This window comes from Streptomyces paludis (genome assembly GCF_003344965.1).
GTDB lineage: Bacteria > Actinomycetota > Actinomycetes > Streptomycetales > Streptomycetaceae > Streptomyces > Streptomyces paludis.
The window spans coordinates 8,157,314-8,181,877 of sequence record NZ_CP031194.1 but is presented as its reverse complement, the minus strand read 5'-3'; the positions used below and the strand labels follow the sequence as shown (position 1 = coordinate 8,181,877).

The window sequence follows — 24,564 nt, the reverse complement described above, 5'->3', positions numbered from 1 at the left end:
AGGAGAGGTGAGTTCAGCATGCCCGGAAACAGGACAACGAGGTCCTGCGCGCTTCTGGTGACGCTCGCGCTCAGTGCCCTGCTCACCGCCTGCGGAGGCGGCGACCACACGGGCGGCGGCAAGGTGACCCTGCGCTACACGTGGTGGGGCAACCCGGACCGGGCGGCCCGTACCGACCAGGCCGTCGCCCTCTTCAAGAAGAAGCACCCCGGGATCGACGTCCAGACGTCGTTCGCGGGCTACGACGCGTACAAGCAGAAGCTGGCCACCCAGGCGGCCGGGGGCGACGCGCCGGACGTGATGCAGCTCGACTACCGGATGATCGACCAGTACGCGTCGGGCGGGGTGCTGCTCGACCTCGGTGAGCGGTCGGGGGTGCTGCGCACCGACGACATCGACCAGGGGCTGCTGGCCACGGGCCGGCTGGACGGCAGACAGTTCGCCGTCCCGATGGGCCGCGGCACCGAGGCGGTCGTCTACGACGCCACCCAGTGGAAGGCCGCCGGGGTGCCGCTGCCGAAGGCCGACTGGACCTGGGAGGAGTGGGCGGACGCGATGCGCGCGCTCGCGAAGCGCACCGGGAAGCCGGGGTCGACCGATCCCGGGCAGAGCGAGGACGCCTTCGAGGTGTGGCTGCGCGGCCAGGGCAAGTCCCTCTACACGGAGGGGCGCGGGCTCGGCTTCACGGCCGACGACCTGACCCGCTGGTGGACCTTCTCCGACGGGCTGCGGCGCGAGGGAGCGGTCTCCAGCGCCGAGCAGACGACCCAGCTCGACGGTTCGGTGGAGAACACCCCGCTCGGCCGGTCCACGGCGCTCTCCGACTTCAACTGGGACGCGCCGTCCAGCGGTTACCAGGCGATCGTCGGGGAGGGCCTGACGCTGACGCCGATGCCGCGGGCCGAGGACGGCACCCCCGGGCAGTACTTCAAACCGTCGATGTTCATCGGCGCCGGCGCCACCACCTCGCACCCCGAGGAAGCGGCGAAGCTGATCGACTTCATGATCAACGACGAGGACGCGGCGAAGATCCTCGGCGCGAGCCGGGGCATCCCCGTCAACGAGACGATCCGGAAGAACGTGGTACCGGTCCTCGAAGGCTTCGACAGGACCGTCGCCACCTACCAGGCATCGGTGGAGGGGAAGCTCAACGCCCCGCCGCAGGCGCCGCCCTCGGGCGACAGCGCGCTCCAGAACACCTTCACCCGCGACTACGACCAGGTGTCGTTCGGACGGATGTCGCCCCGCGAGGCGGCCGAGAACTACATCACCGAGGCGAAGGCGGAGCTGAGGTAAATGACCACCACCGACATACCCGTGACCCCGGCGCGCCGGGGCGGGGCCACCGGCCCGAAGCGGCCGGGCAGGCCGGGCGGACGCCGGCGCGAGGGCGCGGCCTGGGTCTTCCTCTCCCCCTGGGTGCTCGGCGCGAGCGTGCTGACGCTGCTGCCGATGGCCGTCTCGCTGTATCTGTCCTTCACGGACTACGACATGTTCAACGCGCCGAGCTGGGTGGGCCTGCGCAACTACACCCAGATGTTCACCGAGGACCCCCGCTACTGGCGTTCGGTGGGCGCGACCCTGCGGTACGTGGTCATCGCCGTACCGCTGCAACTGGCGGTCGCGCTGGCCGTGGCGATGGCGCTGAAGTCGATGCGGCGCGGCAGGGCGTTCTACCGGTCGGCGTTCTACGCGCCGTCGCTGCTCGGCGCGTCGATGTCCATCGCGCTGGTGTGGCGGGCGATCTTCAACGACGGCGGTACGGTCGACAATCTGCTGGGCACCGGGGGCTGGGTCAACCGGCCGGAGTGGGCACTGTTCGCGGTGGCGCTGCTGACGGTGTGGCAGTTCGGCGCGCCCATGGTGATCTTCCTGGCGGGTCTCCAGCAGATCCCGGGCGAGCTGTACGAGGCGGCGTCGGTGGACGGCGCGAGCCGGTGGCGGCAGTTCCTGTCGATCACCCTGCCGATGCTGTCGCCGGTGGTCTTCTTCAATCTCGTGCTCCAGACCATCCAGGCGTTCCAGGTCTTCACCCCGGCCTTCGCGGTCAGCGCGGGCAAGGGCGGTCCGGCCGACTCGACGCTGTTCTACACGCTCTATCTCTACGACCGCGGCTTCGTCGCGTCCCACATGGGCTACGCCTCCGCCATGGCCTGGGTGCTGCTGCTCGCCATCGGCGCGGTCACAGCGGTGCTCTTCCGTACCTCGCGCTCCTGGGTCTTCTACGCCGACGAGGAGGGCCGATGACCACCACCCTGCCCCACGGGACCACTCCGGCGGACACGGGCCGCGCGCCCTTCCCCTGGCGCCGGGCCGCGCTGCACACGGGCGCGCTGGCCGTCCTGGCCGTGATGCTCTATCCGCTGGCCTGGCTGCTGGCGACCTCGCTCAAGCCGGCCGAGGAGGTGATCGCCAGTCTCAATCTGCTGCCGGGCCGCTTGGAATGGTCGAACTACACGACCGCCCTGGAGGGGGTCAACGGGGTCACCGTGTGGCAGCTGCTGACCAACTCGCTGCTCATCGCGGGCGGCGCCGTCCTCGGCAACGTACTGAGCTGCTCGCTGGCGGCCTACGCCTTCGCGCGGCTGCGGTTCCGGCTGCGCGGGCCGCTGTTCGCGTTCATGATCGCGACGATCATGCTGCCGCACCACGCGGTGCTGATCCCGCAGTACATCATCTTCAACCAGCTCGGCATGGTGAACACGTACTGGCCGCTGATCCTGCCGAAGTTCCTGGCGACCGAGGCGTTCTTCGTCTTCCTCATCGTGCAGTTCATGCGGGGGCTGCCCCGCGAGCTGGAGGAGGCGGCGCGGATCGACGGCTGCGGGCCGTTCCGCAGCTTCTTCCTGATCATTCTGCCGCTCACCCGGCCGGCCCTGATCACGACCGCGATCTTCACCTTCATCTGGACGTGGAACGACTTCTTCACCCAGCTGATCTATCTGTTCTCGCCGGAGAAGTTCACACTGACGCTGGCGCTGCGGTCGTTCGTGGACGCCTCCAGCCAGTCGGCGTTCGGTCCGATGTTCGCCATGTCGGTGATCGCGCTGCTGCCGATCGTGCTGTTCTTCCTCGCGTTCCAGCGCTTCCTGGTGGAGGGCATGGCCAGCTCCGGGGTGAAGGGATGAGCGCGGCCCGGGCCCGGGAGCCGGGCGAGATCTTCGGTCCGCGCGCCACGCTCTTCGCCGATGTGCTGAGTGTGGGAGTGGTGACGGCGGTGGTCTGTCTGCCGCTGGTCACCGTCCCGGCGGCGCTCTCGACCGCGTGCGCGGTGCTGCGCGGCGTACGGGAGGGCCGGCCGGTCACGGCCGGCCGGTATCTGGCGCTGCTGCGGCGGCGGCCGTGGGCCGGCGATCTGACGGCGGGGGCCGTGGCGCTCGCCGGGGCGCTGCTGCTGGTGGCGGATCTGGCGCTGGCCGGGGCCGGGCTGCCGGGGGCGCGGGCGTTCTCGGTGGTGGCCGCGCTGGTGGGGGCGGCGGCGCTGGTCGTGGCGGGGCGGGCGTGCGCGCGCCCCGAGTCGGCCGGCGGCTGGCGTACGGCGGTGCGGTGCGCGGGACGGGACGCGGTCCGGGACCCGGGCGGCAGCGCGCTGGTGGTCCTCGCACTGCTGACGGCCGCGCTGTGCGCGTGGATGATGCCGCCGCTGGCGTTCCTGGCGCCGGGGCCGCTGGCTCTCGCGCTGACCGCGATCGACGTACGCGCGAGGATGTCCGTGTCACCCGAGCAGGAGCAGGAGAGCACATGATGGCCCGCAGAACCTTTCTCACCACGACGACCGCCGCCGCCACGGCCGCCACGACCGGGCTCGCCCGCGCGGGCGGGAGCACGGGTGGCGAAAACACGGTGGACGAAAGCGCCGTGGACGAGGACTTCGTCGCGTTCCTGACCACGGCCGCCGACGCCCGGGCGACCGCCGTCCTCGACAGCTACCCCCAACACCTCACCGAGCTGCGCGACATGGGCAGGGCGCGCGCCGCCGCCCGCTCGCTGCGTACCCTCGTCTCCGTCCATGTCCACACGGCGGCGGAGCGCCATCACGACGATGCCCTCCTGGAGCCGGCACAACGGCTCGCGGACGCCCTCGCCGAGGAGCAGTTCGACGACGGGCTGTGGGACCAGGGGGCGGTGCACTCCCCGCCGGACACCGCCTTCTCGATCGTGGACCTCAACATCGTGTACGGCCTGCTCGCCGAGGACGATCACCGCACGACCCGGAAGCTGCGCGCCACGGTGGAGCGGATCCTGCGCAAGGCGGGCCCCGCGCTCGCCACCGGCGGGGTGCACACCGCGAACCACCGCTGGCTGGTGTGCTCGGCGCTCTCCCGGATCCACGAGCGGTGGCCGGACCGGTCGTACGCGCGGCGCGTCGACGACTGGCTGGCGGAGGGGATCGACCAGCTGCCGGGCGGTGAGTACAGCGAGCGCAGCCCCACCTACTCGGCGGTCGTCACCAATCCGGCGCTGCTGACACTCGCCCGCCACTACGGTCGCGCCGACCTGTACGCGCGCGTCCGGGCGAACCTCGACGCGACGCTGTACGTCACCGAGCCCAACGGCGAGGTGGAGAGCGTCCATTCACGGCGCCAGGACCAGAACACACTGCGGTACGTACCGGAGTTCTGGCTCCAGTACCGGGAGCTGGCGATCCGGGACGGCGACGGGCGCCTCGCCGCGATGGCCGCGCTGCTGCGGGAGCGCGGTGCCGGGCAGACCTTCGGGGAGACACCGCTCGGCGACCGGCTGGCCGAGGTCCTCGACCGTCCGGAGCTGGCCCGGCGGCTGCCGGCGGTCACCTCCGTACCGACGGACTTCGAGCACCACGACCCGGCGTGCCGGCTGGTGCGGGTGCGGCGCGGGGACCGGAGCGCGACGGTCTTCGGAGGCACCGACTTCCCCGAACTGCACGCGATTTCCTCGGGGTTGTCCAGCAATCCGACGTTCTTCAAGATGCGCAACGGGGCGGCGGTGCTCGACTCGCTGCGGCTGTCCCCGCAGTTCTTCTCGCTGGGGCACTTCCGCTCCGAGGACCTGGTGCGCGAGGGGGACGGCTGGCGGCTGCGGGCGGAGGTACGGGCCGGGTTCCACCAGCCGCTGCCGCGCCGCCACCGGCGCGAGGACGGGGCGTACCCGCTGACGGACGACGGCCGTTTCTGGTCGGCGATGGACTTCCCGCACCGGGAGAAGGAGTACCGCGAACTGCGGACGGAGGTTCTGGTACGGGAACGGCCGGGCGGACGCTGGGAGCTGTCCTTCGACGTGTCGCGGTCCGAGGTGCCGCTGGCGCTGGAGCTGTGCTTCCGGCGCGGCGGCCGGCTGACCGGCGAGGGGCTCGAACCGGTGGCCGGACAGCCGGACACCTACCAACTGGTGCACGGGGAGGCCACGTACACGGTCGGCGAGGACCGGATCGTCTTCGGCCCCGGCAACGGCAAGGGCGGGAAGCAGCCGCCGGTGGTGGAGGCGGGCGAGCGCTACACGTGGATGGGCGGTTCGCTGACGCCGGACGGGATCCGGGTGCTGATCACGGGCCGGTCGCCGCTCACGTACCGGCTGACGCTGAGCTGAGGGAGGGCGCGCGCCCCGGGACATACGTCCTGAGGCGCGCGTGACGGGACCACGTACGTTTGAGGCGCGGAGAAGAAGTCCGCGGATTTCTGTGATCCGTGTCCGCGTCCTCCGTCTCCTGTACACGGCCGTGCCCGGCGGACCGTCCGCCGCGGGGAGAATTCCCCGCCCGGACAGCCTGCCGGGCGGGCCGGGACCCGGATTCACCAGGAGTACGAGGAACGGATCGATGCACGTGCGGAACCAACCGGGACCCGAGGTGGTGGCGGCGGCTCGCGCCGGTGACCAGCGGGCCGTGGACACCCTGGTCACCGGCTGTCTGCCGCTGATCTACAACATCGTGGGGCGCGCGCTCGACGGTCACGCCGATGTCGACGACGTCGTGCAGGAGACCATGCTGCGGGTGCTGAACGGGCTGGCCGGGCTGGAGGACCCGCGCCGGTTCCGCTCCTGGGCGGTGGCCATCGCGATGAACCAGATACGTGAACGCGGGCGCACCCGGGCGGCGAAGGCCGTGCCGAGTCCGCTGGACGAGAACCGCGACACGGCCGACCCGGGCGCGGACTTCGTCGATCTGGCCATTCTGGAGCTGCGGCTGTCCGGCCAGCGGCGCGAGGTGGCGGAGGCGACCCGCTGGCTGGAGGACGAGGAGCGCGAGCTGCTGTCCCTGTGGTGGCTGGAGACCGCCGGACAGCTGACGCGTGCGGAGACCGCCGAGTCGATGGGGCTGTCCGGACACCATGTCGCGGTGCGGGTGCAGCGGATGAAGGCCCGGCTGGAGGCGGCCAGGATGGTCGTACGGGCGCTGGGCGCGCGCCCGCGCTGTGACGATCTGGTGCTGCTCACGGTGGAGTGGGACGGGGTGCCGGGCGCGCTGTGGCGCAAGCGGCTCGCCCGTCATGTGCGCGAGTGCCCGCGCTGCGCCGTGCACCAGGCCGAACTGCTGCCCGCCGAAGGTCTGCTGGCGCGGCTGGCGCTGGTGCCGCTGCCGCTGGCCCTGGTGGCGTGGAAGCTGATCCCGGGGGCTGTCGGTGCCGGGGCGAGCGCGGCCTCGGCGGCAGCGGCGGCGGGTACGGGAGCCGGTACGGGGTCGGGCGCGGGGGCCGGGGCAGGCGCCGGGGCCGCCGCACCCACCGCCGGGTCCGCCGCGCTGGCCGCCAAGCCGGCGGCGCTGATCGCCGCCGGGCTGCTGGCGATCGGCGGCGGCGCGGCCCTGGTCCACCAGGCCCCCTGGCAGTCCGGCGAACACCGCACCACAACTGCCCCGGCGGCAGAGGCCACCCGCACGGACCGGCCGAGCCCGGCCCCGACCCCGTCCGCGTCTCCCTCCCCCTCTCCCTCACCATCACCGTCGCCCAGCGCCGCCGTCTCGTCCCCGGCGGTGCTCGCGCGGCCGGAGCCGACGCCGACGGACTCCGGAGCGCCGTCCGTACCGGCCGTGACCGGTGCGTACGGCTCGGTGGTCGACGGGCCGGACGCGGCGCCGGATCCCGTGGCGCGTCCGGGGGCGCTGCCGCGCCGGACGGACGGGGGCGTCACCATGACGAGCTTCCCGGGGAAGGTCTCGGGCGTCGGCGGCTACCAGATCGTGCACCGGGGCGAGTGGGTGACCGTCAGGGGCACCGGATACCTCACCGTGCGCTGGGACCTGATGTACGGGGAACGGCCGGGCGGACTGACCATGCCGTCCTGGACGGGGCTGAGGGGCAAGCTGTTCCACGTGGGATCCGGCGGCGGGCACCGGATGGACGACGTCCAGCCAGGGGCCGGGGCCGGTCACACCTGGCAGGGCAATCCGAGGGACGGCCGCATCACCCTCCCGGCCGGCGCGCAAACGATGTGGCGCGAGGAGTACTTCCATCTCGACGGGGAGGTCACCCTGCACCTCAACGAGACGGAGGCGGACTACAACCTCGATGTGCTGCCGTCGTCCTGGGAGACCGTCACGGCCGCGCTCGCCGCCGCGCCGGGCGACGACGCGGCGGGCCGGGTGCGGTACGGCACCGTACGGGACACGGGCGACGACACGGCGCCCGTCCCACAGTATCTGACCCGGTCGGCGTCCGCCGATCCGATGACGGTGGCTCAGCGCTCGTCCGTGCGCTGAGCCACGCCTCGCTCTCCCCGGACGGACCCGGCGCCCGGGGCCGGGCCGGATACGGCCCCTCGGGTCCCTCAGGCCCCGAAGTCCACGCGGGCCAGGCGCACTTCACCGCGCAGTGTGATCTGGAGGTCGCGCACACCGGAGAGGGCGACGGGGGCGCTGTGCGTGGTGTACGCGTACGGGCCGCCGGTGGCCGTGGGGATCTCGAAGGCGGCCACGGGCGTGTCGCCGGGGAGGGTGAGGAGGACCTCGCCCGCGCCCGCCACCTCGACCGTGACGGCGCCCGCGCCCGTACCGAAGTCGCAGTCGCGGAAGACCAGACGGCCCGCGCCGGCCGTCGGTGTGACCGCGTCGCCCGTCGTCTTCGTACGGTCGACGATCTCCGTGCCGGTCTGTTCGTCGTAGTCGGCGGCGGCCAGGCCCCGGGTCAGGACGGGCCTGGCGCGCGGGGCCGTCTCCGGGAGGTCCAGATCGGCCGAGCGGCGGATGTCGGCGCTGGAGGCCGCCGCCTCGAAGACGTACCGGCCGCCCGCGACGGTCCACTCGCCGTGCGCCACGTCGTGGTAGCCGAGCGCGGACAGCGGCACGGTCAGTTCGACCGTACGGGACTCGCCCGGCGCGAGCGGCACGCGCGCGTGGCCGGCGAGCTGCCGGTGCGGGCGCCGGACCCGGGGGTCGGCCTCGCGCACGTACAGCTGCACCACCTCGTCGGCCGCGCGCGTGCCGGTGTTGGTGACGGTGATCCGGGCGTGTACGGCCGTGCCGTCGGCGGGCCCGCCGGTCAGGCCGACCTCCAGGCCGTCGTAGGAGAACGAGGAGTACGACAGGCCGTGGCCGAAGGGGTAGAGCGGTGTGCCCTCGAAGTAGAGATAGGTCTGGCGCGAGCCGATGATGTCGTAGTCGAGCAGATCCGGCAGGTCGGTGTCGTCCGCGTACCAGGTCTGCGGCAGCCGGCCCGCCGGGGAGACGTCGCCGGAGAGTACGGCGGCGAGCGCGGCGCCCGCGGCCTGGCCGCCGTGCGCGGTCCACAGCAGCGCGGGGAGCGCGGCGTGCGCCTCCGGTACGGCGTACGGATAGGCCGAGGTCAGCACGAGCGCGGTGCGCGGGTTGGCGGCGAGGGCGGCGCGCCACAGCCGGTCCTGGTGGGCGGGCAGGGCGAGCGTCTCGCGGTCCTCGGTCTCGCGGCCGGCCAGGTGCGGGTCGTTGCCCGCGACGACCACGACCGCGTCGGCGTCCGCCGCCGCGCGCGCCACGGCGTCCTCACCGCGCTCGGTGACGACGATCTCGGCCGGCTCACCACGATCGGCAACCTTCAGTCCGTCCGCGGCGACTGACACGTACCGACCGGTACCCAAGTGCAGAAGGAGGTGCCCTCCGTCGTGCGGTTCGAGCCGGAAGCTCTCCTGGACCACCCAGCCGCCGGGCCGGGCGGCGGACGCCCGGAGATAGCCGTCGTCGGCGACCGACAGATAGCGGCCGTCGGGGGCGCGCAGGGTGAGCAGGCCGTTTCCCCAGTCGATGAGGGCGAGTTCGGTCGCGGCGGCCGGGTCGTCGGTGCGGGTCAGCGGCGGCAGGTCGGTACGGCCCGCGAGCAGGGCGGGGTCGAGCGCGGCCTCCGTACCGGGGTCGTCGCCGGCCGTACGGGCGGTGTCGGCCGACGGCTCGGGCACCTGCGCCCAGCCCGCGCCCAGCCGCAGCCGGACCCGGTCCACGCCTTCCGCGAAGGTGACGCGGTCGGCGCCGTAGCGCTCGCGCAGCCCGTCCAGCGGGGTGGAGCGGTGGATCAGGGTGCCGCTGTACCAGTCGAGTTTGCACTCGTCGGCGAGGAGTCCGACCACCGCGATCCGGTCGCCGCCGCCAGGGGCGAGCGGCAGCAGGCCGTCGTTCTTGAGCAGGACGACGGCCTGTTCGGCGGCCTCCCTGGCGAGCGCCCGGTGGCCGGGGGTGTCCCAGCCGTCGGCGGGCTTGATGCCGGCGTACGGGTCGAGCGCGGGGTCGAACTCGCCGAGCGCGAAGCGGACCGCGAGCTGCCGGCGGAGCGCGGTGTCGATGTCGTCCTCGCCGATCAGGCCGCGCTCCAGCGCGCCGCGGAGCCGGCCGGTCATGACGGACGAGTCGGTGCCGTGGTCGGTGAAGCTGTCCACACCGGCGCGCAGGGAGGCGGCGGTGGCCTCCTCGTGGGTGTCGAAGTACTTCTCGGCGTCGGTGAGATTGCTGGGCGCGCCCGCGTCGGAGCAGACCAGCAGCTCATGGTCGGTCCAGGTGCGCAAGTGGTCGCGGAGGTACGGCGAGAGATGGTTGGGGCGCCCGTTGACCAGGTTGTACGCGGGCATGACACCGGCGACGGCGCCCGCCTCGACGGCCGTGCGGAAGGCGAGCAGGTCGTATTCGTGCAGGACACGCGGGCTGATCGAGGAGGACGAGACGGCCCGGTCGGTCTCGTTGTTGTGTGCGAGCCAGTGCTTGAGGACCGGGGCCGTGCGCCACACGTCGGGGTGGTCGCCGCGCAGGCCGCGGGTGTAGGCGACGGCGATCGCGGAGGTGAGGCCGGGGTCCTCCGCGTACCCCTCCTCGTTCCGTCCCCACAGGGGGTTGCGCAGCAGATTGACCGTGGGCGCCCAGACGTTGAGGCCGACCCGGTCGTCGCGGGCGCGCATGGCCCGTACCTCGGTGGAGACGGCCTCGCCGACACGGCGCACCAGTTCACCGTTCCAGGTCGCGCCGAGGCCGACCGCCTGCGGGAAGACGGTCGCCGGTCCCATCCAGGCGACGCCGTGCAGGGCCTCCTGTCCGGTGCGGAAGGCGGCCACGCCGAGGCGTTCCACGGCGGGCGCGAACTGGTGGAGCATGGCGGTCTTCTCGTCGGCCGTCAGCCGGGCGAGCAGATCGTCGACACGTGCGCTCCGGGACAGCCGCGGGTCGCGGAAGGACGGCTGGTCTGCGGTCACGGGCGGTTCCCCCTGGAGGAGTTCTGGCGGAGCGCGAACGGCGCGAACGGGCTCCCGGACGGTGTCCGGGCTGGCGAGCGTACCGTCCGCCGGGCTTTCGAAGCGCTTCGATGCTCCGAGTCCGATCCTCACGTGTCAAGACGTTCCGGGGCATCGACGCGGATCTGTTCCGATGCGGTAACCCGGTGGCCAGTTCGCTCTGTTGGCCAGGGCCATCACGGGGGAAAGGAATCTTGGAATCGGCTCTTGTGCCTCCCGATGCGTTCATTTAACCTCGCAGCAACATCGAAGCGCTTCGACAGATCACGGCCGGATCAGCGGTGGCTGTTTCTCGTAACGCCCGCTCCAGATAACTCAGTCAGGCCGGTTACGCAGCTACGCCCGCTCCATCTCATGACACCGCAGCCGACCGGCGGGCTCTCCCGCCGGGTGTCCTGGCGCACCACGAAGGGTTGACGCAATGACGCCGAAGTCCGCCTCCGTCCCCAGCCGGAGAAGCTTCCTCGCCTCCACGGCTATCGCCGCCGCGGCGGTGGCCGGCGGGACACCGCTCCTCACCGCGTGCGGCGGCGGCTCCTCGGGGAGCACCAACAAGGGGGGCACCACCTCCGGCAAGGACGCGAAGAAGCTGCTGCCCACCTTCGTGGCACAGAACGTCGTCACCCCCGACATCCCGTCCAAGAACGGCTCCTCCCTCGGCTTCACCCAGCCGCTCAACATGGCGGAGCTGAAGGCGTCGGTGCCCACCCCGCTCGGCAAGGGCGGCACGGTGAAGGTGATGGCGCCGTTCTGGGGGTCGCCGCCGAAGAGCCAGAACCCGTACTACACGGCGATGAACAAGGCCATCGGCGCCGATATCGTCTTCCAGAACCAGGACGGCAACACCTACGACCAGAAGCTCGGCGCGGTGCTGGCCTCCAGCGAGATCCCCGACATGGTCGTGATCCCGAACTGGAACATGGGCGGCAAGATCCCGTCGGCCGTCATCAGCAAGTTCGCCGATCTCGGGCCGTATCTCGCCGGTGACAAGGTCAAGGAGTACCCGAACCTCGCGGCGATCCCCACCGACGCCTGGCAGCGCTCCCTCTTCGGCGGCAAGCTGCTCGGCATCCCGATGCCCGCGGCGTGGGTGCCCAACATCGTGCCGTTCTACCGCAAGGACGTCTTCGACAAGGAGGGGTACCAACTCCCCACCTCGGCGGACGCGTTCCTGGCACTGGCGAAGGACATCACCAACGCCAAGGCCAAGCGCTGGGCGTGCGACGACATGAAGTGGACGGCGTTCAACATCTTCGGGGTGCTCTCCGGCCAGGAGAAGCCGCTCGGCTGGAACATGACCGACGGCAAGCTGGTCTACCGGATCGAGACCGACGCGTATCTCGAAGCGCTGGAGTGGACCCGCAAGCTGTACGCGGCCGGGGTGGTCCACCCGGACGCCAAGGCGGGCAAGACCCAGGGCGACCCGGCGCTGCGCTTCACCTCCGGCGAGACCCTGATCTACAACCAGGACATCTCCCACTGGTACGCGAAGACCGCCGAGCAGGCCGCGCAGAAGACCGGTGTGGTGATCTGGGGCATGGACATCTTCGGCCACGACGGCGGTGACCCGGCGCTGTGGGCCGGATCGCCCGCCAACATCTGGTCGTTCATCAGCAAGAAGGCGTCGGAGGCGGTGGTCCGGGACGCGCTGGCCGCCGCCAATGTGACGGCCGCGCCGTACGGCACCAAGGAGTACATGCTCACGAACTACGGTGAGGAGGGCGTGCACTACACCGTCGAGAACGGGCTGCCCGTGAAGAACGACAAGGGCAACAACGAGGTCATCAACGCCTATGTGATGCTCGACGGCCCGCCCCCCACCATCGCCCACCCCGACCTGCCCGAGATCGCCAAGGCGCAGGTGGAGTGGCAGCAGCGGATGGGCGCCTTCACCAAGAAGTCGTCCTTCTACGGGCTCCAGATCGTCGAGCCGGCCCGCTACACCAATCTCGCCAACGACTTCGAGCAGTTGGAGGACGATGTGGTGCGCGGCCGGAAGAAGATCAGCGATGTGCAGCAGGCCGTCAGCGACTGGCGCGCCGGCGGTGGCGACAAGCTGCGCGAGTGGTACCGCAAGCTGCTGGACGACAACGCGCCGCAGGGGTGACGGAGTGCCGCACAGCACCGCGCCCGGGACTGCCCGGACACCTGATGGCAAGAACGCCAAGAGCGACAAAAGCGACACGAGCGGCGGCGCCGACGGCACCGGTCCGGATCCGGGGGACGGCCGTACGGTACGGGTCCCCCGGGCCCGCGCGGCCCGGCGGACCGGCCGGGGCGCGCCCGGCGGGACGGCGAACGCCAAGGCCGCCTCGGACGCCGGCCGGATCCCGCTGCGGGTGCGGCTGAGGCGCGACCGCGTCCTCATCCTGATGACCCTGCCGGTCGTGCTGCTCGTCCTGGTCTTCAACTACCTGCCGATCCTGGGCAATGTGGTCGCCTTCCAGGACTACGACCCGTACATCAGCGACAACGGTGTGATCTCCATCCTGGAGTCGCCGTGGGTCGGTGTGGAGCAGTTCCAGCGGGTCTTCGGCGACTCCGCGTTCTGGGACGCGGTGACCAACACCCTGGTGCTCTTCATCATCCAGCTGGTGCTGTTCTTCCCGATCCCGATCCTGCTCGCGCTGCTCATCAACAGTGTGCTCAGGCCCCGGGTGCGGGCCTTCGCGCAGGCCGTGCTCTATCTGCCGCACTTCTTCTCGTGGGTGCTGGTCATCACCGTCTTCCAGCAGATCCTCGGGGGCGCGGGCATCATCGCGCAGACCCTGCGGCAGCGCGGTTACGAGGGTTTCGACCTGATGACCGACCCGGAGGTCTTCAAGTTCCTGGTCACCTTCGAGGGTGTCTGGAAGGACGCGGGCTGGGGCATCATCGTCTTCCTCGCCGCGCTCACCTCGGTCAGCCCCGATCTGTACGAGGCCGCCGCGATGGACGGCGCGAACCGCTGGCGCCGGATGTGGCATGTGACGCTGCCCGCGCTGCGGCCGGTCATCGCGCTGCTGCTGGTGCTGCGTGTCGGGGACGCGCTGACCGTCGGGTTCGAGCAGATCCTGCTCCAGCGGGACGCGGTCGGCCCCGGCGCGGCCGAGGTCCTCGACACGTACGTGTGGTGGAACGGTGTGCGCAACCAGGACTTCAGCTACGCGGCGGCGGCCGGCATCGTGAAGGGCGTGGTCAGCCTCGGGCTGGTCCTCGCCGCCAACAAGATCGCCCATCTGATGGGCGAGCAGGGGGTGTACAAGAAGTGAGCACACTGACCACGCCCCCGGCGAAGCCTGCCGCCGCGCGCCCCCGGGCGGCGGCCCTGACCGCCCTGTGGGCGGCGGAGCCCCGGCCCGTGTGGGAGGAGAAGCCCAGCAGGGCCGGGCTCGCGGGCAAAGGTGTCGTGCTGGCCGTGGCCTGTCTGGCGGTGCTCTTCCCGCTGTGGATCGTGGTGGTCACCAGCCTCTCCAGCAAGCAGACCATCCAGGAGGCGGGCGGGCTCGTGCTGATCCCGCGCGGGATCACGTTCATCGCGTACCAGGAGCTGCTCAGCGGCGGCCAGGTCACCCGCGCCGCGCTGATCAGTGTGGGGGTCACCCTGGTCGGCACGGCCTTCTCGATGACGGTGTCGGTGCTCGGCGCCTACGGGCTCTCCCGCTCCGGGACGCTGGGGCACCGCTGGATGCTGATGCTGCTGCTCGCCACGATGTTCTTCGGCGCGGGCCTGATCCCCACGTATCTGCTGGTGCAGACGCTGGGCCTGACGGACACCTATCTCGCGCTGATCCTGCCGAGCGCGGTCAGTGTGTTCAACATCCTGGTGCTGCGCGGCTTCTTCATGGGCATCTCCCCGGAACTCACCGACAGCGCGCGGATCGACGGCGCGGGCGATCTGCGCATTCTGTGGACGATCGTGCTGCCGCTGTCGCGCGCGGTGATCGCGGTGATCACACTCTTCTACGCGGTGGGGTACTGGAGCGCGTGGTTCAACGCGTCCCTCTACCTCAGCGACCAGGACATGATGCCGCTCCAGAACGTCATGATCCAGCTCGTCCAGAAGCAGGAACCGCCGGTCGGTCTCGGCCAGGCGATCAAGGCGGGCCAGCTCTCCCAACTGGCCGTGCAGATGGCGGTGATGGTGATGGCGCTCCTCCCGGTCGCCGTGCTGTCCCCGTTCGTACAGAAACACTTCAAGAAGGGAATGCTCACCGGCGCGGTCAAGGGCTGACGAGGTCCGGGCGAATTGACCGGGTGCCCCGCACGCACTCCCCCCATGCCCCTCCCCCACGACGGAAGGTGACGTCATGTCGCACACCGTGTCCGACGACGCGCACGGACCCCGCAGACGTACGGTGCTCACCACGGCCTCGGCGGCCGCCGCGGCCCTCGCCCTGACCGGCACCCCCGCGCTCGCCGCGCCCCGGCCGAAGGCCCCGGCCGGCACGGCCGCCGGGGCCGCCGCCGCGCAGGCGTACACCTGGCGCACGGCGGCCATCGGCGGTACGGGCTTCATCACCGGGGTGCTCTTCCACCCCGCCGTGAGGGGCCTCGCCTACGCCCGTACCGACATCGGCGGGGCGTACCGCTGGGACGACGGACTGCAGCGGTGGACGCCGCTCACCGACCATCTCGGCTGGGACGACTACAACCTGCTGGGCGTCGAGGCCATCGCCGTCGACCCGGGCCAGCCGGACCGGCTGTATCTCGCGCTCGGCGCCTACACCCAGTCCTGGGCGGGCAACGGCGCCGTCCTGCGCTCCACGGACCGGGGCGCCACCTGGAGCCGGACCGATCTGACGGTGAAGCTCGGCGCCAACGAGGACGGGCGCGGCGCCGGGGAGCGGCTGCTGGTCTCCCCGTTCAGCAGCGATGTGCTCTTCCTCGGGACCCGTCACAACGGGCTGCTGAGGTCGGCGGACCGGGGGGCCACCTGGTCGGCCGCCTCGTTCCCCGCGTCGGTGAACTCCTCGGGCCAGGGCATCACCTTCCTGGTGGCCGCCGGGCGCGCGGTGTACGCGGGGTGGGGGGACGGCGGCAGCGCGCTCTACCGGACGACCGACGGGGTGAACTGGAGCGCCGTCCCCGGCCAGCCGTCCGGTGCGGCCGCGCAGGTGCCGATCAGGGCCGCGTACGACGCGGGCACCCTCTCCCTGTACGTGACGTACGCGAACACATCGGGGCCCAACAACCAGAGCGACGGGTCGGTGCGCCGGTTCAACACCGCCACCGGTGTGTGGACGGACATCACACCGGTCCGGCCGTCGGGCGGTGATTCCTTCGCCTACGGCGGGGTGGCCGTGGACCCGCGGGTCTCCGGTACGGTCGTGGTGTCCACCAACAACCGCTGGGGTCCGGTCGACACGCTCTACCGGTCCACCAACGGCGGTGCGAGCTGGACCTCGCTCAAGGACACGGCGACGCTCGACGTACGGGAGACGCCGTATCTCAACTGGGGCGGCACCGCGAAGTTCGGCTGGTGGATCCAGGCCGTCGCGCTCGACCCGTTCGACTCGCGGCACATCGTCTTCGGGACGGGCGCCACCCTCTACGGCACCCGCGACCTGGTGCGCTGGGCGCCGGAGATCCGCGGTCTGGAGGAGTCGGCGGTCCGCCAGCTCATCGCGCCGCCCGCCGGGGGCGCCCAACTCCTCAGCGGGCTGGGCGATATCGGGGTGATGTACCACGACTCGCTGACGGTCTCGCCGTCCCGGGGCATGGCCACCAACCCGGTCTTCGGCTCGGCCACCGGGCTGGCCATCGCCGCGCTCAGGCCCACGTACGTGGTGCGCTCCGGCTGGGGCGACCAGGGCAACGGCGCGTACTCGACGAACGGCGGCCAGACCTGGGCGCCCTTCGCCGCCCAGCCGTCGATCGCCAACAGCGCCCCCGGGCCGATCGCGGTGAGCGCCGACGGCTCGACGCTGCTGTGGTCGTTCATCCACTGGGACGGCACCAAGCACCCGGGCTTCCGCTCCACGAACAACGGCGCGAGCTGGAGCGAGGTGACCACCTTCCCCCGGGGCGGCACACCGGTCGCCGACCCGCTCGACGCGCGGCGCTTCTATGTGTACGACACGGACGGCGGGGCGGTGTACCGCTCCACCGACGCGGGCGCCACCTTTGTGCGCGGCGCGGGATCGCTGCCCGCGGGCGACAGCCAGTTCCGGATCGCGGCGGCGCCGGAGCGCACCGGTGACCTCTGGCTCTCGGCGAAGTGGAACGGGCTGTACCGCTCGACCGACGGCGGTACGTCGTTCACGAAGGTGACCAGTTGCTGGGGCTCGTACGCCCTCGGCTTCGGCCGGGCGGCGGCCGGTGCCTCCTATCCGGCGATCTACCAGACCGGCGCGACCGAGAACTTCATCGGGGTGTACCGCTCGGTCGACACGGGCGGGAGCTGGACGCGGATCAACGACGACGCCCACCAGTGGGGCTGGACCGGCGAGACGATCACCGGCGACCCGCGGGTGTACGGCCGTGTCTACCTCGGCACCAACGGCCGGGGCATCCAGTACGGAGACCCCGCCTGATGCGCTCCCTGAACGACTCCACCCGCGGCCGGGTGCTCTTCGGCGGCGACTACAACCCCGAGCAGTGGCCGGAGGAGGTCTGGCCCGAGGACGTACGGCTGATGCGGGAGGCCGGGGTCAACTCCGTCACCCTCGGGGTGTTCTCCTGGGCGCGGATCGAACCCCGTCCAGGGGCAAGGGACTTCGGCTGGCTCGACCGGCTGATGGAGCTGATGGCCGGCGCCGGTATCGGGGTGGTGCTGGCCACCCCGACCGCCTCTCCCCCGCCGTGGCTGGGCGCGCGCCATCCGGAGACACTGCCGCGCGACGAGGACGGGCGCACGGTGTGGTGGGGCTCGCGCCAGCAGTTCTGCCCCAGCTCACCGGTCTACCGCCGGTACGCGGCGGCGCTCACCGAGGATCTCGCGCTGCGCTACGCCGGCCATCCGGCGCTGCGGATGTGGCACATCAACAACGAGTACTGCACCCACTGCTGGTGCGACGGGACGGCCGAGCACTTCCGCCGCTGGCTGCGGGAGCGGCACGGCTCGCTCGACGCGCTCAACGAGTCCTGGGGCACGGCCTTCTGGAGCCAGCGCTACGACCGCTGGGAGGAGATCATCCCGCCCCGGCGCGCGCAGTACATGCGGAATCCGGGGCAGGTGCTGGACTTCCGGCGCTTCACCTCGGACGCGCTGCTGGAGTGTTACGCGGCGGAGCGGGACATTGTGCTGAGGCACACCCCGGACACCCCGGTGACCAGCAATTTCATGCCGTTGTGGTCGGGGCAGGACGCCTGGCGGTGGGCCGAGGAGGAGGATGTCGTCTCCGTCGACATCTATCCGGATCCGAAGGACCCGCTGGGCGGCCAGTACAACGCGATGCTCGGGGACATGACGCGCTCCCAGGCGCGTGGTCCCTGGGTGCTGATGGAGCAGGCGGCCGGTCCGGTCAACTGGCGGGGGGTCAACCACCCGAAGCCGCGCGGGCTGAACCGGCTCTGGTCGCTCCAGTCGGTGGCCCGCGGCGCCGACGCGGTGTGCTACTTCCAGTGGCGCCAGTCCCGCCAGGGCGCCGAGAAGTTCCACTCCGGGATGCTGACCCACGCGGGCGAGGAGGGCCGTACCTTCCAGGAGATCAAGCGGATCGGCGCCGATCTGGCCCGGCTGAGCCCGGAAGTGACGGGCAGTCAGGTAAAGGCGGAGATCGCCGTCCTGCACGACTGGGACTCCTGGTGGGCGGACCAGCAGGACGGCCGGCCCTCGTCGCGTCTGGAGTACCCGGGGATCGTACGGGCCTGGCACCGGGCGCTCTGGGAGTCGAACCTGCCGGTCGACTTCGCCCGCCCCGACCACGATCTGAGCGGCTACCGGCTGGTCGTGGTGCCGCATCTGTATCTGCTCGGGGACCCGGCGATCGCCAACCTGACCGGATACGTACGGGACGGGGGCACCCTGGTGTCCGGGTTCCTGACCGGGGTGGCCGACCCGGACGACCGGGTGCGGGCCGGCGGCATGGACGGCCGGCTGCGCGACCTGTTCGGCATCCGTACGGTCCACGAGTGGTGGCCGCTGGACGCCGGCGAGAGCGTGGAGTGCGACGGCTTCCGCGCCTCCCTCTGGTCGGAGGAGCTGGAGCTGTCGACCGGCGAGAGCGTCGCCGCGTACCGCAGCGGGGAGCTGGCCGGTTCCCCAGCGGTGGTACGGGACGGCCGCGCCTGGTACGTGTCGACGCTGCCCGAGCCCGAGGCGCTGCGCGGGCTGCTCGCCCGGATCGCGGAGGGCGCGGGGATCACCCCCACGCTCCAGGGGCTGCCCGCCGGGGTCGAGGCGGTGCGCCGGGGCGCACTGCTGTTCCTGCTGAACCACAGTCCCAAGGCCGTGACCGTCCCGGTCCCCGGGGCGTACCACGAGGTGCTCGACGACCGGCCGGTGGACGGCCCGGTGGAGCTGGACCGGTACGGCGTGGCCGTGCTCCGGGAGGTCACACCGTAACGCACACGCCGTAACGCACACGCTGTCACACCTGCCGAACCGTCCCGCGCCTTCCACCCCCTCAACCCACCCCCCACCACCCCCACATCCCCCCACCATGGAAGGGACGCCATGAAACTCCGTACTCCGGGCAGGCTGCTGCTCGCCCCGGTGGTCGCGTTCGCCGCGCTCGTCGGGTTCGCCGCCGCGCCCGCCCAGGCCGCCATCTGGTCCTCGTCGGACCAGTGGGGCAACTACACCACGTCCGACAACTACATCCTCTACAACAACATCTGGGGTTCGGGCGCCGGCTCGCAGACCATCTGGGCCAACTCCTCGTCGAACTGGGGGGTATGGGCCAACCACCCCAACACCGGCGGCATCAAGTCGTACCCCAACGCCAAGAAGATCGTCGGGAAGCCGCTCAACTCGCTCTCCTCCCTCAGGAGCAGCTACAACGTGACCGTGCCGTCCTCGGGCGCCTACAACACGTCGTACGACATCTGGGACAGCAACTACAACTACGAGATCATGCTCTGGGTGAACTACCGGGGCGCGGTCGGCCCGCTCGGTACCTCTCAGGGCACACTGACCCTCGGCGGTCACACCTGGACCGTCTACAAGGGGTCGAACGGCTCCAACGAGGTGTTCTCGTTCCTGCGCACCTCGAACTCCACCTCGGGCACGGTCGATGTGCTGCCGATCCTGAAGTGGATCAAGGACACCAAGGGCTGGTGGGGCAATGTGACCATCGGTGACGTCCAGTTCGGGTACGAGATCACCTCGTCCTCCGGCGGGCTCGACTACGTCACGAACAGCTTCTCCGTCTCCAGCAGCTGACCGCGCGTCCGCGACCGGTCGCGCACTGCTCTACAGCGGGTCCCCGGCGACGGACCGGGGGCCCGCGCTCTCCCGTACGGTCAGCTCCGGCGCGATCAGCACCACCTCGTCGGCCGAGCGGCCCGCCAGCTTCGCGACGACCTGCTCCACCGCGCGCCGCCCCATCTCCTGGGCCGGTACGGAGACGGAGGTGAGCGGGACCGACGCCTGCACGGCCACCTGGTCCGGGCAGATGGCGACCACCGAGATGTCCTCGGGAACGGCCCTGCGGTGCTGGCGCAGCAGGGAGAGCAGGGGGTCGATGGCCGCCTCGTTCTGGACCACGAAGGCGGTGGTGCCGGGGCGTTCGTCGAATATCCGGCCGACGGTGGCGGAGACGGCCGCGTAGCCGCTCTCGCAGGGACGGTGCAGCAGCCGCAGGCCCAGTTCGCCGCTGCGCTCGCGCAGTCCGCTCAGGGTGCGTTCGGCGAAGCCGGTCAGCCGTTCGTAGACACCGGGGGCCTCGCCGATGACCGCGATCTCCCGGTGGCCGAGTCCGGCCAGATGCTCCGCGCACCGGGCGCCGGCCGCGGCGAAGTCGAGGTCCACACAGCTGAGTCCGGTGGTGTCGGCGGGGAGCCCGATGAGGACGGCGGGGCGCCGGCCGGCGCGCAGCAACGGCAGCCGGTCGTCGTGGAGTTCGACATCCATGAGGATCATCGCGTCGGCGAGCGCGCTGCCCTCGATCCGGCGGACGGCGGCGGGCCCCTCCTCGCCGGTGAGCAGCAGGACGTCGTAGCCGAAGGTACGGGCGGTGGTGGCGACCGCGATGGCGATCTCCATCATCACCGGGACGTACATGTCGGTGCGCAGCGGCACCATCAGCGCGATGATGTTCGACCGGCTGCTGGCGAGCGCGCGGGCGCCGGCGTTGGGGTGGTAGCCGAGCTGCTCGATACTGCGCTCGACACGTTCCCGCGTGGTGGCGGAGATCGACCGCTTGCCGCTGAGGACATAGCTCACCGTGCTGGCGGAGACTCCGGCATGCTGAGCTACATCGGCGAGGGTGACCATTCGGCTCTCCAAGGCGGGCGGCGTGGGGTGAAGCGCTTCGACACGCTGGCCACCGAGGGTAGTCCGCCCGCTTGTGACCTGTCCATAGGCGGATCGAAGCGCTTCGACACCCCGGCCGGAGTGGGCCACCCCATGGCGCGCACCATAACCGGCCAAAGTGGAGCCGTCCGCTCCCCACCCCTTCCCGCCCCCGCGCGGCGCGCGTTAGCGTGACCGAGAGTTAATTGCCTTTGTCAGGTAATTCGGTACGCCTCGTCGTGTGCGAAGGAGCCCCCCACCATGACCGTGACCGAACACTCCCCGGACCTCCCGTACCCGCCCGCCCTCACCGCACCCGCCCCGCGCGGCGGCTGCCCCTTCGCCCCGCCGCCCGCGTACGAACGCGCGCGGGAGGAGACACCCGTCACCCGGGTCACCCTGTGGGACGGCTCCTCGTGCTGGCTCGTCACCCGGTACGAGGACGTGAGGAGTGTGCTCGGCGACGCCCGGTTCAGCGCCCGCGCCGACCGCCCCGGCTTCCCGTTCCTCAGCGAGGGGCGCAAACAGACCTCCGTCGGCAGGACGAGCTTCATCCGGATGGACGACCCCGGGCACGCGCGGCTGCGCCGGATGCTCACCGCCGACTTCATGGTCAGGAAGATCGAGGCCATGCGTCCCGAGGTGCAGCGCCTCGCGGACGAGCTGCTCGACCGGATGACCGCGGGCCGGGACTCCGCCGATCTGGTCGCGGAGTTCGCGCTGCCCCTGCCGTCCCTGGTGATCTGCCGGCTGCTCGGTGTGCCGTACGCGGACCACGACTTCTTCCAGGGCCGCAGCAACACCCTCATCAACGAGGCGTCGACGCCCGACGAGATGCGGACCGCGGCGGGCGAACTGACCGCGTATCTCACCCGGTTGGCGCACGAGAAGAGCGGCAGCCCCGACGACGGACTCATCAGCCGGCTGCTGGAGCGTGGCGAACTCGACTGCGACGACGTGGCCGCCATGGGGGTGCTGCTGCTGATCGCGGGCCACGAGACGACCGCGAACATGACCGCGCTGTCCGTACTCGCCCTGCTGCGCGAGCCGGCGCAGCTGGAGCGGCTGCGCGCGGATCCCGGGCTGATCGACGGGGCCGTCGAGGAGCTGCTGCGGTATCTGAGCATCGTCCACAAGGGCCTTCCCCGGGTGGCCGTCGAGGACGTCACGGTGGGCGGCGTCACCGTCCCCGCGGGCGAGGGCGTGCTGTGTCTGCTCAACACCGCCAACCGGGACGAGGATGTCTTCGCCTCGGGCGGCGGCCTCGACGTCACCCGCAACGCGCGCCGCCATGTCGCCTTCGGCTTCGGTGTCCACCAGTGCCTCGGCCAGCCGCTGGCCCGGCTGGAGCTGCGCATCGCGCTGGAGACACTGCTGCGCCGGCTCCCGGAGATGCGGCTCACGGTGCCCATCACCGACATCCGGTTCCGTACGGACATGTCGGTGTACGGCGTCCACGCGCTCCCGGTGGCCTGGTGAGCGGGGCGGCCCGGTGAGCACGGCGGCCGGCGGGAGCGGGGCGCCGCCGGCCCCGCGGGCGGCTACAGTTCCCCCATGCCGGACACCGCCGGATCCGCCGTACCGGACGCCGCCCCCGACGCCACCGCGCCCCAAGGGGCCGTCGCGAAGCTGGAGATGACGCTGGCCTCGCTGGCCTATCTGCTCACCCGCGCCCGGGCGCACGACGAACGGATCTCCCGGGCGGGGGTCAGCGCGCGCCGCTCGGACGTGCATCTGCTGCTCGCCCTGGACGCGCACGACGGGGTGGGCCGGGTGGGCGATCTCGCGGACCGGCTGATGGTGGAGCCCTCCCATGTCACCCGGCAGATCGCGCGGCTTCAGTCACAGGGGCTGGTCGAGCGCACAGCGGACCCGCTCGACGGCCGGGCGCGCCGGGTGGCGATCACGGAGGCCGGCACGGCGCTGCTCACCAGGCTGCGCCATGCCAACCGGGCCGCGATCCAGCGGGCGCTGACGGGATTCGACGAGGCGGACATCGCCACCGCGGCCGCCGTGCTCCAGCGGCTGATGGACGGCTACGCCCGCCAGGTCGAAGCCACCGGGCCTCAGTTCACCGACTGATCCGTGGCAGTCGGCTGATCCTTACCGGTCGGCTGATCCTCGCCGGACAGCTGATCCTTACCTGCCTTCCGCCGCCGCCACTGGCGCGGCTCCTGGTCGGGCAGCCAGCCGAAGGCCATGGACGAGCCGATGACACCGAGCAGCAGACCGACGAAGAAGCCGCCCAGGTTCGAGGTGACCCAGCTGCCGAGCGAGAACAGCACCCCGACGATCGAGTAGAACAGCCGCTGCTCGGGGTTGGTGATGATCAGCACCCCGCACACCACCATCACCAGCGGCAGCACATACGCGGCGATGCCACCGGCCCCCGCGTGCAGCATGACGGAGATGGACGCCTGCTCGGTCAGCAGGATCTCGCCGCCGCCGAGCAGCAGCAGGAGCCCGCCCCAGAAGGGCCGGCGGCTGCGCCAGGCGGCGAAGCCGCGCGGCCGCCGGGGCTCCCCGGCCGGGACAGCCGCCCCGGCCGGGGAGCCCTGCGCGGCGGAGGCCACGCTCAGCAGCCCTTCGAACTGAAACGGAGATGGAGGTTGGGCAGCCTGAACTTGGCCGCCGTGGTGGCCCAGTTGGTCTGCCGCAGCTTGTCGATGACGACCGTGTCGGCCTGCTGGCCGAAGACCCCGAGCCCGCCCTTGGCCCCCGGGACGTTCGCCTTGTTGAACTCGCTCGAGTCGCCACCGATCTCGATGTTCGTGAAGCGGGCGTCGCCGCCGGTGAGCACGGTGGAGTCGGTGGTGAGGTCGGTCGCGGTGACGGGGGTGCCCTTGTCGCCCGCGGTGATGTGCAGGAACGTGCCGCCGAGTTCAACGCTCTGGCAGAGCTTGGTGAGCTTCGCCTCCTTGATGGCGGAGACCACGACGAGGACCTGGCCGCCGGTGTCCCCCGCGTTGGGGCTGTTCGGCGCCATGTGGTCCAGCGCGCCGAACTGCTCGAACCCGTCCGCCTCCAGACGGTCCGCGGCGACGACGAACGGCATGCCGGAGATGGCGAACTGGGCGGCGATGGCCCCCTGCGCGGTGAGCGCCACGAGGGTGGCCGCCACGGCGAAGGCGGGAACTCCCATGTACGCCGCCTTGCGCAGCCGTACCCTTCCCCGCGGTGCGGGTCTCTCGGGCGATTCACCGCCGGTGTGTTCGGACGTGGCCATGAGCTGCTCCTGAAGGTGTGGTGACCGGAACGAGCTTGCGCGGCGGGGTCCTGGCGCGGACACTCCCGGCGCCGACTGGGCTTCCGCGTACGGGCGACGGCGCTGCCGTGGGAGTGGCCGTCAAGTTACTCTCAGGTATCGTGTGGGTCAACTCCCTTGTGGAAATTGTGTGTTGTTCCCATGGTCAACCCTCCTCCACCGGGTCCCGACGCCCTCGGTCCGCGGTCGCGACCACGCCTCTGACGTCTGGGTACCGTGGGTAACCTTTCTCGCCCACTTCCTTCGCGAACCCTTGACTCAGGGC

Annotated in this window: 18 protein-coding genes; 14 read left to right on the top strand and 4 right to left on the bottom strand. The window is 71.4% G+C overall.

All coding sequences use genetic code 11. The features are described 5' to 3' along the window. The first annotated feature begins 18 nt into the window (after positions 1–18). The 6 genes from DVK44_RS35280 to DVK44_RS35255 all read left to right on the top strand — a co-directional run bounded on the left by DVK44_RS35280 (position 19) and on the right by DVK44_RS35255 (position 7,672). Entirely contained in the window at positions 19–1,296 is a 1,278-nt protein-coding gene (locus tag DVK44_RS35280) for an ABC transporter substrate-binding protein (RefSeq protein WP_114664669.1), read from the top strand. Beyond that, positions 1,297–2,247: a carbohydrate ABC transporter permease gene (locus DVK44_RS35275; protein ID WP_114664668.1), complete on the top strand. Its 951-nt coding sequence runs from the start codon at positions 1,297–1,299 to the stop codon at positions 2,245–2,247. Beyond that, positions 2,244–3,128, top strand: coding sequence for a carbohydrate ABC transporter permease (locus DVK44_RS35270; protein WP_114664667.1), 885 nt, complete (start codon positions 2,244–2,246; stop codon positions 3,126–3,128). Before DVK44_RS35275 ends, DVK44_RS35270 begins: the two co-directional genes overlap by 4 nt. Further along, the gene (locus DVK44_RS35265; RefSeq protein WP_114664666.1) at positions 3,125–3,745 is read left to right on the top strand and encodes a hypothetical protein; all 621 of its coding nucleotides are present in this window, start codon (positions 3,125–3,127) and stop codon (positions 3,743–3,745) included. Before DVK44_RS35270 ends, DVK44_RS35265 begins: the two co-directional genes overlap by 4 nt. Next, positions 3,745–5,565 (top strand): hypothetical protein, encoded by a 1,821-nt coding sequence (locus DVK44_RS35260; protein ID WP_228447510.1) that lies wholly within the window; start codon positions 3,745–3,747, stop codon positions 5,563–5,565. The genes DVK44_RS35265 and DVK44_RS35260 overlap by 1 nt, the downstream gene beginning before the upstream one ends. 229 nt (positions 5,566–5,794) lie before the next feature. Next, positions 5,795–7,672: an RNA polymerase sigma factor gene (locus tag DVK44_RS35255; RefSeq protein WP_114664665.1), complete on the top strand. Its 1,878-nt coding sequence runs from the start codon at positions 5,795–5,797 to the stop codon at positions 7,670–7,672. A 68-nt stretch (positions 7,673–7,740) separates the two neighbouring features. Here DVK44_RS35255 and DVK44_RS35250 read toward each other — a convergent pair whose 3' ends face one another. Continuing rightward, on the bottom strand, positions 7,741–10,617 hold the full coding sequence (locus DVK44_RS35250; RefSeq protein WP_228447509.1) for a glycoside hydrolase family 3 protein: 2,877 nt from the start codon (positions 10,615–10,617) through the stop codon (positions 7,741–7,743). A 460-nt stretch (positions 10,618–11,077) separates the two neighbouring features. On the opposite strand from DVK44_RS35250, the gene DVK44_RS35245 reads away from it, so the two are divergent. From DVK44_RS35245 to DVK44_RS35220, 6 genes are all read left to right on the top strand, one after another. After that, positions 11,078–12,763 (top strand): extracellular solute-binding protein, encoded by a 1,686-nt coding sequence (locus DVK44_RS35245; RefSeq protein WP_114664664.1) that lies wholly within the window; start codon positions 11,078–11,080, stop codon positions 12,761–12,763. A 220-nt stretch (positions 12,764–12,983) separates the two neighbouring features. Next, a complete protein-coding gene (locus DVK44_RS35240; RefSeq protein WP_228447721.1) occupies positions 12,984–13,907 on the top strand; it encodes an ABC transporter permease in 924 nt (307 codons plus the stop codon). 56 nt (positions 13,908–13,963) lie between these two features. Then, the gene (locus DVK44_RS35235; RefSeq protein WP_228447720.1) at positions 13,964–14,869 is read left to right on the top strand and encodes a carbohydrate ABC transporter permease; all 906 of its coding nucleotides are present in this window, start codon (positions 13,964–13,966) and stop codon (positions 14,867–14,869) included. A 76-nt stretch (positions 14,870–14,945) separates the two neighbouring features. Further along, positions 14,946–17,171 carry a WD40/YVTN/BNR-like repeat-containing protein gene (locus DVK44_RS35230; protein WP_114664663.1) on the top strand — a complete coding sequence of 742 codons (2,226 nt, stop codon included), beginning with the start codon at positions 14,946–14,948 and terminating at the stop codon, positions 17,169–17,171. Further along, on the top strand, positions 17,171–19,144 hold the full coding sequence (locus tag DVK44_RS35225; RefSeq protein WP_114664662.1) for a beta-galactosidase: 1,974 nt from the start codon (positions 17,171–17,173) through the stop codon (positions 19,142–19,144). Before DVK44_RS35230 ends, DVK44_RS35225 begins: the two co-directional genes overlap by 1 nt. 111 nt (positions 19,145–19,255) lie before the next feature. After that, positions 19,256–19,963 carry a GH12 family glycosyl hydrolase domain-containing protein gene (locus tag DVK44_RS35220; protein ID WP_114664661.1) on the top strand — a complete coding sequence of 236 codons (708 nt, stop codon included), beginning with the start codon at positions 19,256–19,258 and terminating at the stop codon, positions 19,961–19,963. Between the two features lie 30 nt (positions 19,964–19,993). On the opposite strand, the gene DVK44_RS35215 is transcribed toward DVK44_RS35220, so the two are convergent. Continuing rightward, the gene (locus DVK44_RS35215; RefSeq protein ID WP_114664660.1) at positions 19,994–21,016 is read right to left on the bottom strand and encodes a LacI family DNA-binding transcriptional regulator; all 1,023 of its coding nucleotides are present in this window, start codon (positions 21,014–21,016) and stop codon (positions 19,994–19,996) included. 279 nt (positions 21,017–21,295) lie between these two features. Between DVK44_RS35215 and DVK44_RS35210 the strand changes: the two genes are divergently transcribed. After that, entirely contained in the window at positions 21,296–22,513 is a 1,218-nt protein-coding gene (locus DVK44_RS35210; RefSeq protein ID WP_114664659.1) for a cytochrome P450, read from the top strand. A gap of 75 nt (positions 22,514–22,588) precedes the next feature. Next, positions 22,589–23,116, top strand: a complete 528-nt coding sequence (locus tag DVK44_RS35205; protein WP_114664658.1) for a MarR family winged helix-turn-helix transcriptional regulator — start codon at positions 22,589–22,591, stop codon at positions 23,114–23,116. Here the strand turns inward: DVK44_RS35205 and DVK44_RS35200 are convergent. Further along, complete coding sequence (locus tag DVK44_RS35200; protein WP_228447508.1) at positions 23,101–23,607, bottom strand: DUF6114 domain-containing protein; 507 nt, start codon at positions 23,605–23,607, stop codon at positions 23,101–23,103. The two genes, DVK44_RS35205 and DVK44_RS35200, sit on opposite strands and share 16 nt — an antisense overlap. A gap of 2 nt (positions 23,608–23,609) precedes the next feature. Further along, entirely contained in the window at positions 23,610–24,260 is a 651-nt protein-coding gene (locus DVK44_RS35195) for a DUF6230 family protein (protein ID WP_114664657.1), read from the bottom strand. Positions 24,261–24,564: the final 304 nt, after the last annotated feature.

Coding starts and splice junctions, on each gene's coding strand:
- DVK44_RS35210 (WP_114664659.1), top strand. CDS start 21,296: ATGACCGTGACCGAACACTCCCCGGACCTCCCGTACCCGCCCGCCCTC.
- DVK44_RS35215 (WP_114664660.1), bottom strand. CDS start 21,016: ATGGTCACCCTCGCCGATGTAGCTCAGCATGCCGGAGTCTCCGCCAGC.
- DVK44_RS35230 (WP_114664663.1), top strand. CDS start 14,946: ATGTCGCACACCGTGTCCGACGACGCGCACGGACCCCGCAGACGTACG.
- DVK44_RS35270 (WP_114664667.1), top strand. CDS start 2,244: ATGACCACCACCCTGCCCCACGGGACCACTCCGGCGGACACGGGCCGC.
- DVK44_RS35195 (WP_114664657.1), bottom strand. CDS start 24,260: ATGGCCACGTCCGAACACACCGGCGGTGAATCGCCCGAGAGACCCGCA.
- DVK44_RS35255 (WP_114664665.1), top strand. CDS start 5,795: ATGCACGTGCGGAACCAACCGGGACCCGAGGTGGTGGCGGCGGCTCGC.
- DVK44_RS35245 (WP_114664664.1), top strand. CDS start 11,078: ATGACGCCGAAGTCCGCCTCCGTCCCCAGCCGGAGAAGCTTCCTCGCC.
- DVK44_RS35280 (WP_114664669.1), top strand. CDS start 19: ATGCCCGGAAACAGGACAACGAGGTCCTGCGCGCTTCTGGTGACGCTC.
- DVK44_RS35225 (WP_114664662.1), top strand. CDS start 17,171: ATGCGCTCCCTGAACGACTCCACCCGCGGCCGGGTGCTCTTCGGCGGC.
- DVK44_RS35265 (WP_114664666.1), top strand. CDS start 3,125: ATGAGCGCGGCCCGGGCCCGGGAGCCGGGCGAGATCTTCGGTCCGCGC.
- DVK44_RS35205 (WP_114664658.1), top strand. CDS start 22,589: ATGCCGGACACCGCCGGATCCGCCGTACCGGACGCCGCCCCCGACGCC.
- DVK44_RS35275 (WP_114664668.1), top strand. CDS start 1,297: ATGACCACCACCGACATACCCGTGACCCCGGCGCGCCGGGGCGGGGCC.
- DVK44_RS35260 (WP_228447510.1), top strand. CDS start 3,745: ATGGCCCGCAGAACCTTTCTCACCACGACGACCGCCGCCGCCACGGCC.
- DVK44_RS35220 (WP_114664661.1), top strand. CDS start 19,256: ATGAAACTCCGTACTCCGGGCAGGCTGCTGCTCGCCCCGGTGGTCGCG.